The organism is Bradyrhizobium sp. Ce-3, from assembly GCF_022835695.1.
Taxonomy (GTDB): domain Bacteria; phylum Pseudomonadota; class Alphaproteobacteria; order Rhizobiales; family Xanthobacteraceae; genus Bradyrhizobium.
Genome location: NZ_BQUV01000009.1, coordinates 235,138 through 249,312, shown reverse-complemented (window position 1 = coordinate 249,312; position 14,175 = coordinate 235,138). Strand labels below are relative to the sequence as shown.

The 14,175-nt window shown below is 66.2% G+C and carries 16 protein-coding genes; 10 read left to right on the top strand and 6 right to left on the bottom strand.

Annotated elements, in window-relative coordinates:
* Positions 1-32 precede the first annotated feature (32 nt).
* Entirely contained in the window at positions 33-794 is a 762-nt protein-coding gene (locus BRSPCE3_RS28690) for an SOS response-associated peptidase (protein ID WP_244069701.1), read from the bottom strand.
* A gap of 62 nt (positions 795-856) precedes the next feature.
* Between BRSPCE3_RS28690 and BRSPCE3_RS28685 the strand changes: the two genes are divergently transcribed.
* The 5 genes from BRSPCE3_RS28685 to BRSPCE3_RS28665 all read left to right on the top strand — a co-directional run bounded on the left by BRSPCE3_RS28685 (position 857) and on the right by BRSPCE3_RS28665 (position 3,414).
* Positions 857-1,357 carry a hypothetical protein gene (locus BRSPCE3_RS28685; RefSeq protein ID WP_244069700.1) on the top strand — a complete coding sequence of 167 codons (501 nt, stop codon included), beginning with the start codon at positions 857-859 and terminating at the stop codon, positions 1,355-1,357.
* 101 nt (positions 1,358-1,458) lie between these two features.
* On the top strand, positions 1,459-1,878 hold the full coding sequence (locus BRSPCE3_RS28680) for an NUDIX hydrolase (RefSeq protein ID WP_244069699.1): 420 nt from the start codon (positions 1,459-1,461) through the stop codon (positions 1,876-1,878).
* An 86-nt stretch (positions 1,879-1,964) separates the two neighbouring features.
* Positions 1,965-2,342: a TIGR02301 family protein gene (locus BRSPCE3_RS28675; RefSeq protein ID WP_244069698.1), complete on the top strand. Its 378-nt coding sequence runs from the start codon at positions 1,965-1,967 to the stop codon at positions 2,340-2,342.
* Complete coding sequence (locus BRSPCE3_RS28670; protein ID WP_244069697.1) at positions 2,332-2,988, top strand: HAD family hydrolase; 657 nt, start codon at positions 2,332-2,334, stop codon at positions 2,986-2,988. Before BRSPCE3_RS28675 ends, BRSPCE3_RS28670 begins: the two co-directional genes overlap by 11 nt.
* 156 nt (positions 2,989-3,144) lie before the next feature.
* Positions 3,145-3,414, top strand: a complete 270-nt coding sequence (locus BRSPCE3_RS28665) for a hypothetical protein (RefSeq protein ID WP_244069696.1) — start codon at positions 3,145-3,147, stop codon at positions 3,412-3,414.
* 6 nt (positions 3,415-3,420) lie between these two features.
* On the opposite strand, the gene BRSPCE3_RS28660 is transcribed toward BRSPCE3_RS28665, so the two are convergent.
* On the bottom strand, positions 3,421-4,755 hold the full coding sequence (locus BRSPCE3_RS28660) for a dihydroorotase (protein WP_244069695.1): 1,335 nt from the start codon (positions 4,753-4,755) through the stop codon (positions 3,421-3,423).
* A 129-nt stretch (positions 4,756-4,884) separates the two neighbouring features.
* Between BRSPCE3_RS28660 and BRSPCE3_RS28655 the strand changes: the two genes are divergently transcribed.
* The 5 genes from BRSPCE3_RS28655 (at position 4,885) to BRSPCE3_RS28635 (ending at position 10,425) form a co-directional block, all read left to right on the top strand.
* Positions 4,885-5,766 (top strand): folate-binding protein YgfZ, encoded by an 882-nt coding sequence (locus BRSPCE3_RS28655; protein ID WP_244069694.1) that lies wholly within the window; start codon positions 4,885-4,887, stop codon positions 5,764-5,766.
* A complete protein-coding gene (locus BRSPCE3_RS28650; protein WP_244069693.1) occupies positions 5,763-6,389 on the top strand; it encodes a DNA-3-methyladenine glycosylase I in 627 nt (208 codons plus the stop codon). Before BRSPCE3_RS28655 ends, BRSPCE3_RS28650 begins: the two co-directional genes overlap by 4 nt.
* On the top strand, positions 6,386-6,997 hold the full coding sequence (locus tag BRSPCE3_RS28645) for a YfbR-like 5'-deoxynucleotidase (RefSeq protein ID WP_244069692.1): 612 nt from the start codon (positions 6,386-6,388) through the stop codon (positions 6,995-6,997). Before BRSPCE3_RS28650 ends, BRSPCE3_RS28645 begins: the two co-directional genes overlap by 4 nt.
* 119 nt (positions 6,998-7,116) lie before the next feature.
* Positions 7,117-7,623, top strand: a complete 507-nt coding sequence (locus BRSPCE3_RS28640) for a tyrosine phosphatase family protein (protein ID WP_244069691.1) — start codon at positions 7,117-7,119, stop codon at positions 7,621-7,623.
* Positions 7,624-7,734: 111 nt separating this feature from the next.
* On the top strand, positions 7,735-10,425 hold the full coding sequence (locus tag BRSPCE3_RS28635; protein WP_244069690.1) for a DUF2339 domain-containing protein: 2,691 nt from the start codon (positions 7,735-7,737) through the stop codon (positions 10,423-10,425).
* Between the two features lie 20 nt (positions 10,426-10,445).
* Here BRSPCE3_RS28635 and BRSPCE3_RS28630 read toward each other — a convergent pair whose 3' ends face one another.
* The 4 genes from BRSPCE3_RS28630 to BRSPCE3_RS28615 form a co-directional block, all read right to left on the bottom strand.
* Positions 10,446-10,679 carry a DUF6894 family protein gene (locus BRSPCE3_RS28630; RefSeq protein WP_097675207.1) on the bottom strand — a complete coding sequence of 78 codons (234 nt, stop codon included), beginning with the start codon at positions 10,677-10,679 and terminating at the stop codon, positions 10,446-10,448.
* Between the two features lie 238 nt (positions 10,680-10,917).
* A complete protein-coding gene (locus BRSPCE3_RS28625) occupies positions 10,918-11,496 on the bottom strand; it encodes a hypothetical protein (RefSeq protein ID WP_244069689.1) in 579 nt (192 codons plus the stop codon).
* 184 nt (positions 11,497-11,680) lie between these two features.
* On the bottom strand, positions 11,681-12,667 hold the full coding sequence (locus BRSPCE3_RS28620; protein WP_244069688.1) for an MDR family oxidoreductase: 987 nt from the start codon (positions 12,665-12,667) through the stop codon (positions 11,681-11,683).
* Between the two features lie 129 nt (positions 12,668-12,796).
* Positions 12,797-14,041: an MFS transporter gene (locus BRSPCE3_RS28615; RefSeq protein WP_244069687.1), complete on the bottom strand. Its 1,245-nt coding sequence runs from the start codon at positions 14,039-14,041 to the stop codon at positions 12,797-12,799.
* Positions 14,042-14,175: the final 134 nt, after the last annotated feature.

Here is a 14,175-nt window from a genome sequence, read left to right as displayed (position 1 = left end):
TTCACCGCGCATCGCTCTTCCTCAGCCAGCCCTCAAAACAACGACCCCTGCCCGTCATCCTCCCGCACCGGCGTCTTGCGCACTGCTGCCTTCTTCGGCGCCGGTGCATCCTCCGCTGCGATTTCCTCCGCGGTCATCGGCAGCAGCAATTGCGCGTCGTCGTTGGCAACCGCGTTGACCCGCATCGTCACCTGGTGCCAGGCGAACTCGCCGACATCGGGTCCCTTCAGCAGCGGCATCACGTCGTCGACGTCGTTGGGCAGGCAATCGAGCCAGCGCGCGAATTGCTCGGGCCGGACCGTGACGGGCACGCGGTGATGCAGCTGCGCGAGATCGGGGCTCGCCGGCGCGGTGACGATCGCGACCGTGTCCTGCTCCTCGCCGTTCGGGCCCATCCAGGTCTCGGCGAGCGCGGCGAAGGCGAGCGGATGGCCGTCGCGGCGATGGATGAAGAACGGCCGCTTGCGGCCGCCGGCATCCTGCCATTCGTAATAGCCGTCGGCCGGGATCAGCGCGCGGCGGCGCTTGATCGCGTTCTTGAACGCCGGCTTCTCGCGCACCGTCTCGGAGCGCGCGTTGATCAGCAGCGAGAACGTGCGGGGGTCCTTGACCCAGGACGGGATCAGGCCCCAGCGCATCAGTTGAAAATGCCGGCCGCCATTCTGCAGCAGCACCACCGGGATCGGCTGGGTCGGCGCAACATTATACCGTGGCGGAAAATTCGGCTGCTCGATATAGCCGAACATCTCGCGCAAGGCCGCCGGCGGCGAGGTTATGACGAAGCGTCCGCACATATTCCGTCCAGAGTGGTATCCGTTTATTCTGCCTTAACTTGGACCGTTAAAGACTGCGATCAATGACCTCAACGGCCGCCATAGCGGGCTCCTCCCCGCGACCGACGTACCCCGACGAGGCCCGGGCGGCGCTGTTGCGCGCCGCCAACATCAATCCCCGCACCGGGCTTGCCACCGACTACCTCAATCACTTCAACGAAGCCATCATGCTGCTGGAGATGGTGCCGGACCTGCCGGAATGCGCCGACGATTTCCTGGAATGGCAGCCGCTGTCCTATGCCGAGCATTTCACCGCATCCAATTTCAAGGCGCGTGACCTGGCGATCGAATCCTATGAGACCGCCGATGCCCGGATCCGGGTAGAATTCGACCAGCTCACCGCCAGCATGACCAGGATCCTGACCGAGGTCGGCGCCGCGATGCGGCAGTTGCATCAGGACAAGAGCCGGGTTGCGCTCGCCGAGCAGGCCATCGTCTGGGTCAAGCCGCTGGTGATGCAGACCGCCGGCATCATCAACGGCGCCGCAGAGGCCGATGTCGACAGCATCATGGCGAGCGCCTGAGATATCGGGCAAGATGGAATTTCCTTGCTTGAGCATGATCTTTTCGGAAAACCGGTCCCCACTTTTCCGGATCATGCTCCTGAAACCGGTTGCCGATTGCCTTGACCTCTCCCGAACCCCCGACCCGCCCGCAGCTCGCCGTCTCCGGCGTGATTTTCCGCGACGGCAAGGTGCTGCTGGTCCGCCGCGCCCGCTCGCCGGGCAAGGGCTTCTATTCGCTGCCCGGCGGCCGGGTCGAGTTCGGCGAGACGCTGCACACCGCCCTGCACCGGGAGATCGACGAGGAGACTGGGCTGCGGGTCGAGATCTTAGGCCTGGCCGGCTGGCGCGAGGTGCTGCCGACCGGTCCGGGCACCGGTCATTATCTGATCATGAGCTTCGCGGCGCGCTGGGCCTCGCGCGAGCCGGTCCTCAACGACGAGCATGACGATTTCAAATGGCTGGCGCCGGAAGAGATCGGCGACCTCAAGGTCACCGGCGGCCTCCATGAGGTGATTGCGGCCGCCCGGCGGCTGGTCTGAGGCCCCTTTTGGGGCGCTTGGGCGGCCTCTGCCGCCTTGCCTCGGGCGCATTGAGGGGGCATACCACGGCCGTTCCGGAACCCCTGATGACCAAAGCCTTTCTCGCCGTTGTGATCCTGATGTCGGCATGCCTTGCGACGCCCGCCCGGGCGCAGGACGCGGCTGCGCCGTTCGACGGCGACCTGCAGCGGCTGGCCGAGATCCTCGGTGCCCTGCACTATCTCCGTGGCATCTGCGGCTCCAACGAGGGCGCCAAATGGCGCAACGAGATGCAGGCGCTGATCGATGCCGAGACCCCGTCCGGCGACCGCCGCGCCCGCATGGTTGCGGGCTTCAACCGCGGCTATAACGGCTTCCAGCAGACCTACCGGACCTGCACCCCCGCAGCCACGGTGGCGATCCGCCGCTACATCGAGGAAGGCTCGAAGATCTCCCGCGACCTGACGGCCCGCTATGCCAACTGACCGCGCGATCTTCTTCGACCTCGACGGCACCCTGACCGACCCGAAGCCCGGCATCACCGGCTCGATCCAGTATGCGCTGGAAAAGCTCGGCCGCCCGGTTCCGTCGCAGGATGAACTGACCTGGTGCATCGGGCCTCCCTTAAGGGCGAGCTTTGCGATGCTGCTCGGCGGCGAGGAGCTTGCCGACCGCGCGGTCGAGCTCTACCGCGAGCGGTTCGGCGATGTCGGGCTGTTCGAGAACGCCGTCTATCCCGATATCGCCGAGGTGCTGGCGGAGCTGCGCGGGCGGCCGGGCCGGATGTTCGTGGCGACCTCGAAGCCGCATGTGTTCGCGACCCGGATCATCGCCCATTTCGGCCTCAGCGGTTATTTCGACCATGTGTTCGGCTCGGAGCTCGACGGAACCCGGGTCAACAAGGTCGACCTGCTGGCCTATGCGCTGCAGCGGACCGGAGCCGATCCGGCGCGCGCCCTGATGATCGGCGACCGCAGTCATGACGTGATCGGGGCGACGCGAAACGGCGTCCGCGCGATCGGCGTCACCTATGGCTACGGTACGCCGGAGGAGCTGACCGAGGCCGGCGCCAGCCATCTGTGCGCCTCGCCGCGCGCGGTGCTGGACCATATCCACAGCTCATTTGGCTGATCGCGGCGGGGATACCAGGAATTCCCCTTTAAATGCCGAAGCGGCCGTTAACCTTTTCGAAAGATGTGGGCTAGGCGGTACCCGCATGCGTGGTACATCTCGCACGTCGCAGTGGTTCGCTCCTCGGACCGCGCGCATACATTTTTGCAGAGTTTCATGCGCCATCCAGCGTCCTTCCCCCATCATCACGACGATCCGCGTCCCGATCACGAGCAGAAGCAGGCCGCGCTGGGCTATTTGAACGAGGCCTGGGCGGAAGCGCGTCACGACGGCGTCGATGGCGACTGCCTGGCGCAGGCGAGCCTGTTCGCAGCGCTAGCCGAACTGGTCGGCACCTATGGCGAGGACGCGGTGGCGAAGTTCGCCGAGGGCCTCGCCGCGCGGGTGCGCAACGGCGAGTTCTCGCTGGCGCTCGCCCGGCAGTAACCCCCTCTACGGTTTCAGCGTCTCCAGGAACCGGACCGGTTCGCCTGTCGACGGCGTCGTCAGTTCGCCTTGCCACATCACCCGCTTGCCGCGCACGAAGGTACCGACCGGCCAGCCCTGCACCCGTACGCCGTCATAGGGCGTCCAGCCCGCGCGCGAGGCGACCCATTTGTTGGTGATGGTCTCGCTGCGCTTCAGATCGACGATGGTGAAGTCGGCATCGTAGCCCGCCGCGATGCGGCCCTTGCAGGCGATGTTGAACAGCCGCGCCGGACCCGCGCTGGTGAGATCGACGAAGCGCTGTAACGACAGCCGCCCGGCGTTGACGTGATCGAGCATCAGCGGCACCAGCGTCTGCACGCCGGTCATGCCCGACGGCGAGGCCGGATAGGTCTTCTGCTTCTCCTCCAGCGTATGCGGCGCGTGGTCCGAGCCGAGCACGTCGATGATGCCCTGCTCGATGCCGTACCAGATGCCGGCGCGGTGATCGGCCGAACGCACCGGCGGGTTCATCTGCGCCAGCGTGCCGAGCCGCTCATAGCATTCGGGCGCGGCCATCGTGAGGTGATGCGGCGTCGCCTCGCAGGAGGCGACATCCTTGTGGTCGCGCAGATAGACGATCTCTTCCTTGGTCGAGATGTGCAGCACGTGGATGCGCTTGCCGGTCTCGCGCGCGAGATTGACCAGCCGCTCGGTCGCCATCAGGGCTGCGGTCTCGTCGCGCCACACCGGATGCGAGCGCGGATCGCCCTCGATGCGCAGCGGCTTGCGCTCGTTGAGGCGGTATTCGTCCTCGGCGTGGAACGCGGCGCGACGCCGGATCACCTGAAAGATCCGCCGCAGGCTCTCGTCGTCCTCGACCAGCAGCGCGCCGGTGGAGGAGCCGATGAACACCTTGACGCCGGCGCAGCCCGGTGCGCGCTCCAGCTCCGGCAGGTCCTGCACGTTCTCGCGGGTGCCGCCGATGAAGAACGCGAAATCACAATGCATGCGATGGTGGCCGCGCTTGATCTTGTCGGTGAACGCCTCTTCGGTGACCGTCAGCGGATTGGTGTTCGGCATCTCGAACACAGCGGTCACCCCGCCCATCACGGCGCTGCGCGAGCCGGTCTCGAGATCTTCCTTCTGCGTCAGGCCGGGCTCGCGGAAATGCACCTGCGTGTCCATCACGCCGGGCAGGATGTGCAGGCCCTTGCAGTCGATCACCTCGCCGGCCGAGGCCTGGCCGAGCGATCCGATCGCGGCGATGCGGCCATTGGTGACGCCGATATCGCGCACGCCCTCGCCGTCCTGATTGACCACGGTGCCGGATTTTAGAATGGTGTCAAAATGCTGATTCATCGGTCCTCGGCGCCCGCTTTCGGGTGTCGCGCGGGCCTTGTTCGGCGCACTGTAGCGCCTTAGCTTGGCTGGGGATATCCGCGAGAACCGCGTTTCCCAAGGAACTTGGAAAAAGAGCCAATTTTGCGAATGAAAGCAGCGTTTCTTCCAGATCGGGGCGTGATCAAGGTCTCTGGCGAAGACGCCCGTAACTTCCTCAACGGCCTCGTTACGACCGACGTCGAACAGTTGCAGCCGGGACAGGCCCGGTTCGGCGCGCTGCTGACGCCGCAGGGCAAGATCATCGTCGATTTTCTGATCACCGAGGTGCCGGCTGGCCATGGCGGCGGCTTCCTAATCGATGCGCCGCGCGCGCTCGCCAAGGGGCTCGCCGACAAGCTCGGCTTCTACAAGCTGCGCGCCAAGGTCGTGGTCGAGAACCTCTCCGACAGCCTCGGCGTGCTGGCGGCCTGGGATGGCGAGCCGGCCGCGACACCCGATCTCGCTTTCGCCGATCCGCGCAACAGCGCGCTCGGCTGGCGTATCCTGATCCCGGAAGACCTGAAGCAGAAGCTCGCTGACCTGATCGGCGCCGATCTCGTCGATAGCAGCGCCTATGAGGCGCATCGGATCGCGACCGGCGTGCCGCGCGGCGGGCTCGACTTCATGTATGGCGACGCCTTCCCGCACGAGACCAACATGGACCACCTGCACGGCGTCGATTTCGACAAGGGCTGCTATGTCGGCCAGGAGGTCGTCTCACGCATGCAGCATCGCGGCACGGCGCGCACGCGTACCGTGAAGGTCGTGCTCGACGGCCCCGCGCCTGAGACCGGCGCGACGATCCTCGCCGGCGACAAGCAGGTCGGCACCATGGGCTCGACCGCCGGCGAGAGCGGCCTGGCGCTGGTCCGCATCGACCGCGTCGCCGATGCGCTCGACGCCGGCCTGCCGCTGACAGCGGGCGGCCTGGCGCTGCATCTCGCCGACCCGAACGCTGTTCGCATCACACCCAAGCAGACCGTCGCATGAGCCGTACCGCGCAACTGCATCCCGACGGCAAGACGCGCTGCCCGTGGCCGGGCGAGGACGCGTTCTATGTCGCCTATCACGACAATGAATGGGGCGTGCCGGAATATGACGACCGCGCGCTCTATGAAAAGCTGATCCTCGATGGCTTCCAGGCCGGCCTGTCCTGGATCACGATCCTGCGCAAGCGCGAGAATTTTCGCAAAGCGTTCGACGATTTCCAGCCCGAGAAGATCGCGCGCTACACCGACAAGAAGGTGCATGCGCTGATGAACGACGCCGGCATCGTCCGCAACCGCGCCAAGATCGAAGGCACGGTGGCGAGCGCAAAGTCGTATCTCGAGATCATGGAGAAGGGCCCCGGCTTCTCGAAATTCCTGTGGGACTTCGTCGACGGCAAGCCGAAGGTCAATCTGTTCAAGACCACCGCGAGCGTGCCGGCCTCGACGCCGGTCTCGATCAAGGTCTCCAAGGAGCTCGGCGCGCGCGGCTTCAAATTCGTCGGTCCCACTATCGTCTACGCCTTCATGCAGGCCACCGGCATGGTCAACGATCACCTCGTCACCTGCTTCTGCCACCAGACCTGCAGCGGCAAGCTCCGTACGCCGCGACTCAAGAAGAAATGACCGCGCGCAACTCGACGGTGACGGTCCGCGCCTGGCAGCGGATGTTGTCGGGACGCCGGCTGGACCTGCTCGACCCCTCGCCGCTCGACATCGAGATCGCCGACATCGCCCACGGCCTGGCGCGGGTCGCGCGCTGGAATGGCCAGACCTCCGGCGCGCACATCTTCTCGGTGGCGCAGCACACGCTGCTGGTCGAAGCCGTGATGCGCCAGCAGACGCCGCGCGTCGACATCAGCCATCGGCTCGCCGCACTGCTGCATGACGCACCGGAATACGTCATCGGCGACATGATCTCGCCGTTCAAGGCGGTGCTGGCCGGCGAATACAAGGCGGTGGAGAAGCGGCTGCTGTCGGCGATCCATATCCGCTTCGGCCTGCCTGCGGTGCTGGCGGACGAGATCACCCAGCAGATCAAGGCCGCCGATCGCGGCGCCGCCTATCTCGAGGCGACGCATCTGGCGGGATTTTCGCAGGCCGAAGCCAAGCGGCTGTTCGGTCGCGACCCGGAATTGCCGGAGGCGACTGAGCGCGATTATCTGACGCCTTGGACCGCAGCGCGGGCCGAAAAGCAGTTCCTCGAGCGCTTCAAGACCTTGCACGGGTCATAGGCGGCACCGAGACGCGCCGCCGGTTGCGCCGCAAAACGAACAGCAGGCATGGCGCCGCGCGGCTTTGCCCACCCGGGAGCAGCCGTTATAATCGGGCATACCGATAGCCAAGGACCATCATGCTTCACGTCTGCTCGCTTGCCGCGCTCTCCGACACGGTTCGTGCCACCGGCGCCAGCCATGTGCTGACCGTGATGGCTAATGTCGACCAGGTGCAGCGGCCGCCCTCCGTGCTTCCGGCCAACCATCTGAAGGTGTCGATGGACGACATCGTCGAACAGATGGACGGGTTCGTGGCGCCGAACGAGACGCATATCGAGCGCGTGCTGGCCTTCGTGCGCGGCTGGGATCGCCGCGCGCCGATGGTGGTGCATTGCTACGCCGGCATCAGCCGTTCGACCGCGAGCGCATTCGCCACCGTCTGCGCGCTCAATCCGCACCGCGACGAAATGTCCATCGCCCGGCTGATCCGCGCGGCCTCGCCGATCGCAGCGCCCAACCGGCTGATCGTCAGCCTCGCCGACAAGGCGCTGGGGCGCGAGGGCCGGATGCTGCGCGCGCTCGACGCGATGGGTCCCGGCAGCATGAGCGTCGAAGGCCGGCCCTTCCGCATCGATCTGGACTAGCACCCACGTGCCAAGCCCGGTGGCTTGAACTTCCGGTCCTCCCAACGGCACTACTAGGTTGCGACGGGCGGCCGGCTGGCCGATGGTCCGGCGCGCTTTGCCGGAGGCCCGATGTTCGATTCGCCGTTCGATTTCCTGACGCTCGTCATCGCCATTGTCGCGATTATTTTCGCGCGCAAGGCGCTGGGCCAGATCGCGGTGCTGCAGCGCCGGCTGGATGTGGTCGAGGCCGCGGGCATGGCCACCGCGCGGACGGCCATGCCGCCGCCGCTGGCGCCGTTCGAGGCGTTCGAGCAGACCTTGCCCGCGGCACCTCCCATCGCGCCGCCGCCGCTCCCGGAGACCGCGCCCGGCGCACCGGACGAGCCGGCCGCTGACGCTGCCACGCCGCCGCCCCTGCCAGGGCCGCCCGCACCGCCGCAGCCTGCACCGGGCTTCGAGGAGACGCTCGGCACCCGCTGGGTGGTGTGGATCGGCGGCCTGACGCTCGCGCTCGGCGGCTTCTTCATGGTGCGCTACTCGATCGAGGCCGGACTGCTCGGCCCCGGCGTGCGCACGCTGCTCGGCGGATTGTTCGCGCTGGCGCTGCTCGGCGCCGGTGAATGGACGCGGCGCCAGGAAAGCATCTCCAACATCGCGGCGCTGCCGATCGCCAACATTCCGGCGATCCTCACCGCGGCCGGCACCGCGGTCGCTTTCGCCACCGTCTACGCCGCCTACGCGCTATATGATTTCCTCGCGCCGGCAACCGCCTTCATCCTGCTCGGCATGGTCGCGCTCGGCACGCTCGCCGCGGCGCTGCTGCACGGGCCTGCGCTGGCCGGGCTCGGCATCGTCGGCGCGTTCGTCACGCCGATCCTGGTCTCCTCGGACAAGCCCGACTTCTGGTCGCTCTATATCTATCTTGCGATCGTCACCGCGGCGGCGTTCGGGCTCGCGCGCATTCGGCTGTGGCGCTGGCTTGCGGTCACGACGATCGCCTTCGCGCTGTTGTGGACCTTCCCATGCCTGCAATGCGGCCCGGAGATGATCGCGCCGCACGTCTTCCATGCCATCGCCGGCTTCGTGCTGGCTGCGCTGCTGGTGGTCTGCGGCTTCATGTTCGGTCCCGACGGCGATGGTGAGGAAATCGAACCGATCTCCTCCGGCTCGCTCGCGGCCTATCTGTTCGGTGCGATGCTGATCGTGCTCAACAGCGCGCACGCCGACATCGCGATGATCGGCTTCGCACTGCTGACGGCGGGCAGCCTGTTCGTCGCCTGGCGCGCGCCCGCTTCCGCCGGCGCGATCGGCGCCGCGTCGGCCTTTGTCTTCGTGGTGTTCGGCGAGTGGGCGGTGCGCCGCAACGTCGACATGCTGGTGCTGCCGGGCGGCGCGATCCCGGGCATCGGCCCGTCCGCGACCGATGGCTCGGTCTCGTTGCATCTGGTCACCGCGGCGATCTTCGCAGCCGCCTTCGGCATCGCCGGTTTCCTCGCGCAATTCCGTTTCACCACGACCAAGATCACGGTGACCTGGGCCGCTGCGGCCGTCTTCACGCCGATCGCATTGCTGGTTGCGCTGTATGCGCGTATCGCGCATCTCGACCGCTCGATTCCGTTCGCGGTCCTCGCCGTGCTGCTCGCAGCGGTCTATGCCGCCGCGACCGAAGCGCTGACCCGGCGTGGCGAGCGGCCGGAGCAGTCGCCCTCGATCGCGCTGTCGGCGACCGGCGCCCTCGCCGCGCTGGCGCTGGCACTCACCTTCGCGCTCGACAAGGGCTGGCTCACCATCGCGCTGGCGCTGGTGTCGATGGGTACAGCGTGGCTGTCGGTGCAGCGGCCGATCCCGTTCCTGCGCTGGCTCGCCGCGATCCTGGCCGGCATCGTCGTGCTGCGCATCGGCTACGACCCTCGGATCGCGGGCGATGCGGTCGGCACCACACCGATCTTCAACTGGCTATTGTGGGGCTATGGCGTCCCGGCGCTGTCGTTCTGGGCCGGCAGTCATTTTCTGCGCCGCAACGGCGACGACGTCCCGCTTCGCATGGTCGAGTCAGCCGCGATCCTGTTCACGGTGCTGCTCGCCTTCATGGAGATCCGGCATGCGGTCAATGCCGGCGACGTCTATTACGACAGCGCCGGGCTGACTGAGGTCGCGCTGCAGGTCGGTGTGACGCTTGCGATGGCGATCGGACTGGAACGGCTGCGGCTGCGCAGCGGCAGCATCGTGCACAATGTCGCTGCGGTGCTGCTGACCGCGTTCGCCGGGCTTGCCAGCCTGTTCGGGCTGCTGTTTCTGGAGAACCCGATGCTGTGGGCGCAGGACGTCGGCGGCGGCTTCTTCAACCTGCTGCTGCTCGGCTATGCGCTGCCGGCCGTGCTGGCGCTATTGCTGTCCTATGCGGTGGCCGGCCATCGTCCGGCAAGCTACGCCAACACCATCGCGGCCGCTGCGCTGGTGCTTGCGCTCGCCTATGTGACGCTCGAGATTCGCAGGCTCTATCATGGGCCGGTGCTGGCACGCGGCGGCACCACTGGCGCGGAGCAATACACCTACTCGATCGCCTGGCTGATGTTCGGCGTCGCGCTGCTCGGCATCGGCATCGTCGTCAACTCGCAGCGGGCGCGGCTTGCGTCGGCTGCGGTGATCGGGCTGACGATCCTGAAGGCGTTCCTGGTCGACATGTCGACGCTCACCGGAGTGTACCGGGCGCTGTCGTTCATGTGCCTTGGCATCGTGCTGGTCGCGATCGGCTGGCTGTATCAGCGCATCCTGTTCCGCAGGCGGGCCGCTTCGCCCGTGCCGCAGGCGGAGGCTTAGAGTTTGTTGAAGCGAGCGCCTCAGTCGACGGATTCGGCGACCAGACGAATCCTGAACACGGGCTTGCGGCTCTCGTCGAGCAGCTCCATGTGCCACTCGCTGTCTTGCTTCATGTTGCGCGAAATGCTGCCAAGGAAATTACCGCACACCTTGGTCATCTCGGCCCAGGCCACGTCACGGCTCTCGAACTCCGTCGCGTGGTCGGACGCACCGGCGTAATTGCCATCACTGATACGAAAAAAATATTGCGCCATATGACTACTCAAATCGGTGTCCCCACCATCCCGCCTCGCGGCGAACGCTAGGCTATTGAGTAGCGATCAACGCGTGGAGACCGCCATCCGTATGACTACGGCTCGGCAGCTATTCCCGCTAGCGCGCAGATGAGACGTCAGAGCGTTTTCGAGCGAAGTGGATACCGGTTCGCGTGAAGAAAACGCGTCAAAACAAGAATCTGGAGCCCCGTTCCGCTTCAATCGGAACGGATAGGCTCTAGTCGGTGGAGCGGCGCAGTTCCGGGGCGCTCTCGGCCTTCGCAGGCTCGGCCTTGACCGGCTCGAGCTTCGAGCTGCTGACCTGCGGCGTCTCAACGCGCGACACTTCGGTCTGCGAGGCATCCGCTGATCGGGTGCGCGGATGCAGCGAGCGCGGGCGGGCCGCGGCGCGCGCCATCAGCATCTGCTGGCCGCCCTGGTGATGGAAATCGCAATAGGCGAAGCCCATGCCGGAGACCGAACCGCGGAACGTACGGTCATCCTGCTTGTCGAGATTGAAGCACGGTTCGAACGGAATGCCCTTCAGCGACGCACAAACGCTCTGACCGCGGATCTGCAGCGTATTGCCGGGCAGGCGCACATGGCGGATCGGACCGGAGCCGGAGAACTGGATCGAGCCTGCCGCGCCCAGGTCGTCGAGGATTCGGCCGGCGCCGCGGGTGCCATCGAAACAGGTGAAGGCGAACACCTTGCCTGCGACGAACCTGCGGGCCTCATCGGCGTTCATCATGCCCGCGAATGCCGGCACGACCATCGCTCCGGCCGTGACGGCCCCCAACACCAAACGCGCAAGCATGAGCTACTCCACTTACGAGCGCGGGCACCCGCTCCTTGAGCATGATCCCCGCAACCGACGCGCCTTAGCGTCTGCGCGGGGTAACCCGGCCCCCCGGGATCACGCTGCAACTCTCTTTACCCGCTGCTTACCATACCAACCGTGGCAACATTGGAGCAGCTTGGTTGGTAAAGTCTGAACGTCCTCAGACTATTTTTACCACGATGCGGCCGCGGACCTCGCCGCCGAGGATCTTGGCGCCATAGGGCATGACTTCGTCCAAGGCGATTTCGTGAGTGATATCAGCCAGTTTCGCCTTGTCCAGATCGCTGGCCAAGCGACGCCAGGCGGTTCGCCTGAGCTCGATCGGGCACATCACTGAATCGATACCGAGAAGGCACACACCGCGCAAAATGAAGGGCGCGACCGACGACGGCAGGTCCATACCGGCCGCCAGGCCGCAGGCCGCAATCGCCCCGCCATACCTGGTCATCGACAGCAGGTTGGCGAGCGTGGTGGAGCCAACGCTGTCGACGCCGCCGGCCCAGCGCTCCTTGGCGAGCGCCTTCGGCGCACCCGACAGCTCGGCGCGGTCGATCACCTCGCTGGCGCCGAGTCCCTTGAGATATTCGGCCTCCGACATCCGCCCGGTCGAGGCGATGACATGGTAGCCGAGCTTCGAGAGCACCGCGATCGCCACCGAGCCGACGCCGCCGGCAGCCCCGGTCACCACGATCGGGCCGCTCTTCGGGGTGAGGCCGTGCCTCTCCAGCGCCAGCACCGACAGCATCGCGGTATAGCCGGCGGTGCCGACCGCCATCGCGTCGCGGGCCGAAATGCCGTCCGGCAGCCGCACCAGCCAGTCGCCCTTGACGCGGGCCTTCTCCGCATAGGCGCCGAGATGGGTCTCACCCATGCCCCAGCCGTTGCAGACGACCTTGTCGCCCGCCTTCCAGTCGGGATGGCTGGATTGCTCGACGGTACCGGCGAAATCGATGCCGGCGATCATCGGGAACCGGCGCACCACCGGCGCCTTGCCGGTCAGCGCGAGGCCGTCCTTGTAGTTCAGCGTCGACCATTCGACCCGGACGGTGACGTCGCCGTCCATCAGCTCGGCCTCGTCGAACTGGGTGAGTGCGGCGGTGGTACCTTTGTCCGCCTTGTCGATCCTGATTGCCTTGAACGTTGCCACGATGAGCACTCCCCGTAATCTTGGTTTCGGGGAGTGTTTAGAGCATGATCCGGAAAAGTGGAAACCGGTTTTCCCTCGCGACAAACGCGGAACGCGTTTGCGCGGAGATCATGCTCACTACAAAGAGCATCAGGCGGGCTGCGCAACCGGGCGCACGACGGGCTTTTCGACGATCGGCAGGTTGATCAGCGCCGACAGCACGCCGAACACCACCGACAGCCACCAGATCGGGGTGTAGGAACCGTACGCCTCGAACACGAGGCCGCCGAGCCAGACCCCGAGGAAGCCGCCGACCTGATGGCTGACGAAGGCGAAGCCGTACAGCGTCGCAAACCAGCGCGTGCCGAACATCAGCGCCACCAGCGCCGAGGTCGGCGGCACCGTGGAGAGCCAGGTCAGGCCGGAGATCGCGCCGAATGCAATCGCCGAGAAGGTCGTGATCGGAAACGAGATGAAGGCGATGATCGACAGCGCGCGGGTGAAATAGATCACCGACAGGATGTAGCGCTTCGGGAAGATGTTCTGCAGCCAGCCGACGCTGAGCGAGCCGATGATGTTGAACAGGCCGATCGCGGCGATCACCCATCCGCCGGTCGAAGCCGGAATGCCGCGGTCGGCGAGATAGGCCGGCAGATGCACGGTGATGAAGGCAAGCTGGAAGCCGCAGGTGAAGAAGCCGAGCACCAGCAGCACATAGGAGCGATGGCCGAAGGCCTCGGCGAGCGCGGTCTTGAACGATTGCTGATCCGCGGGCGCGGCATCCGCCGTCTCCGCCGGCGGCGTCGACAGCGCGAGCGACAGCGGCACGATCAGCAGCATCAATGCGCCGAACACCAATAGCGCGGTCTGCCAGCCGAAATTGTCGATCATCGCGACGCCGAACGGTGCGAACAGGAACTGGCCGAACGAGCCGGCCGCGGTGCCGGCACCGAGCGCGATGCCGCGCTGCGCTGATGGCAACAACTTGCTGAACGCTGACAGCACCAGGTTGAACGAGGAGCCCGACAGGCCGAAGCCGATCAGGACGCCGGCGCCGATATCGAGCGACAGCGGCGTGGTCGAATAGCGCATCAACAGCAGGCCGGCAGCGTAGAGCAGCGCGCCGACGACCATCACGCGCAGCAGGCCGAAGCGGTCGGCGATCGCGCCCGCGATCGGCTGGCCGAGACCCCACAGCAGGTTCTGCAGCGCCAGCGCGAGGCCGAACACGTTGCGGCCCCAGGCGAATTCATGGCTCATCGGCTGCACGAAGAAACCGAGGCTGGAGCGCGGGCCGAAGCTCAGCAGCGCAATCGCGCAGCCGCAGACGATGATCACGAGCGGCGTGCGCCAGGTGGCGGATGTCGGTCGCAGATCCCCGGTGGTCACGGCCATGTTGTCTTCCCCCCGCAATGGCTGCGCGGGGAGCGACCCCGCCAAACATTACCGGGAGTTAATGCAGCTGCATGAAGATCCCAAGAGGGAGCGGAGAAAAATATTCGCCCGCAGAGCTGCCTTGCAGAATCCGA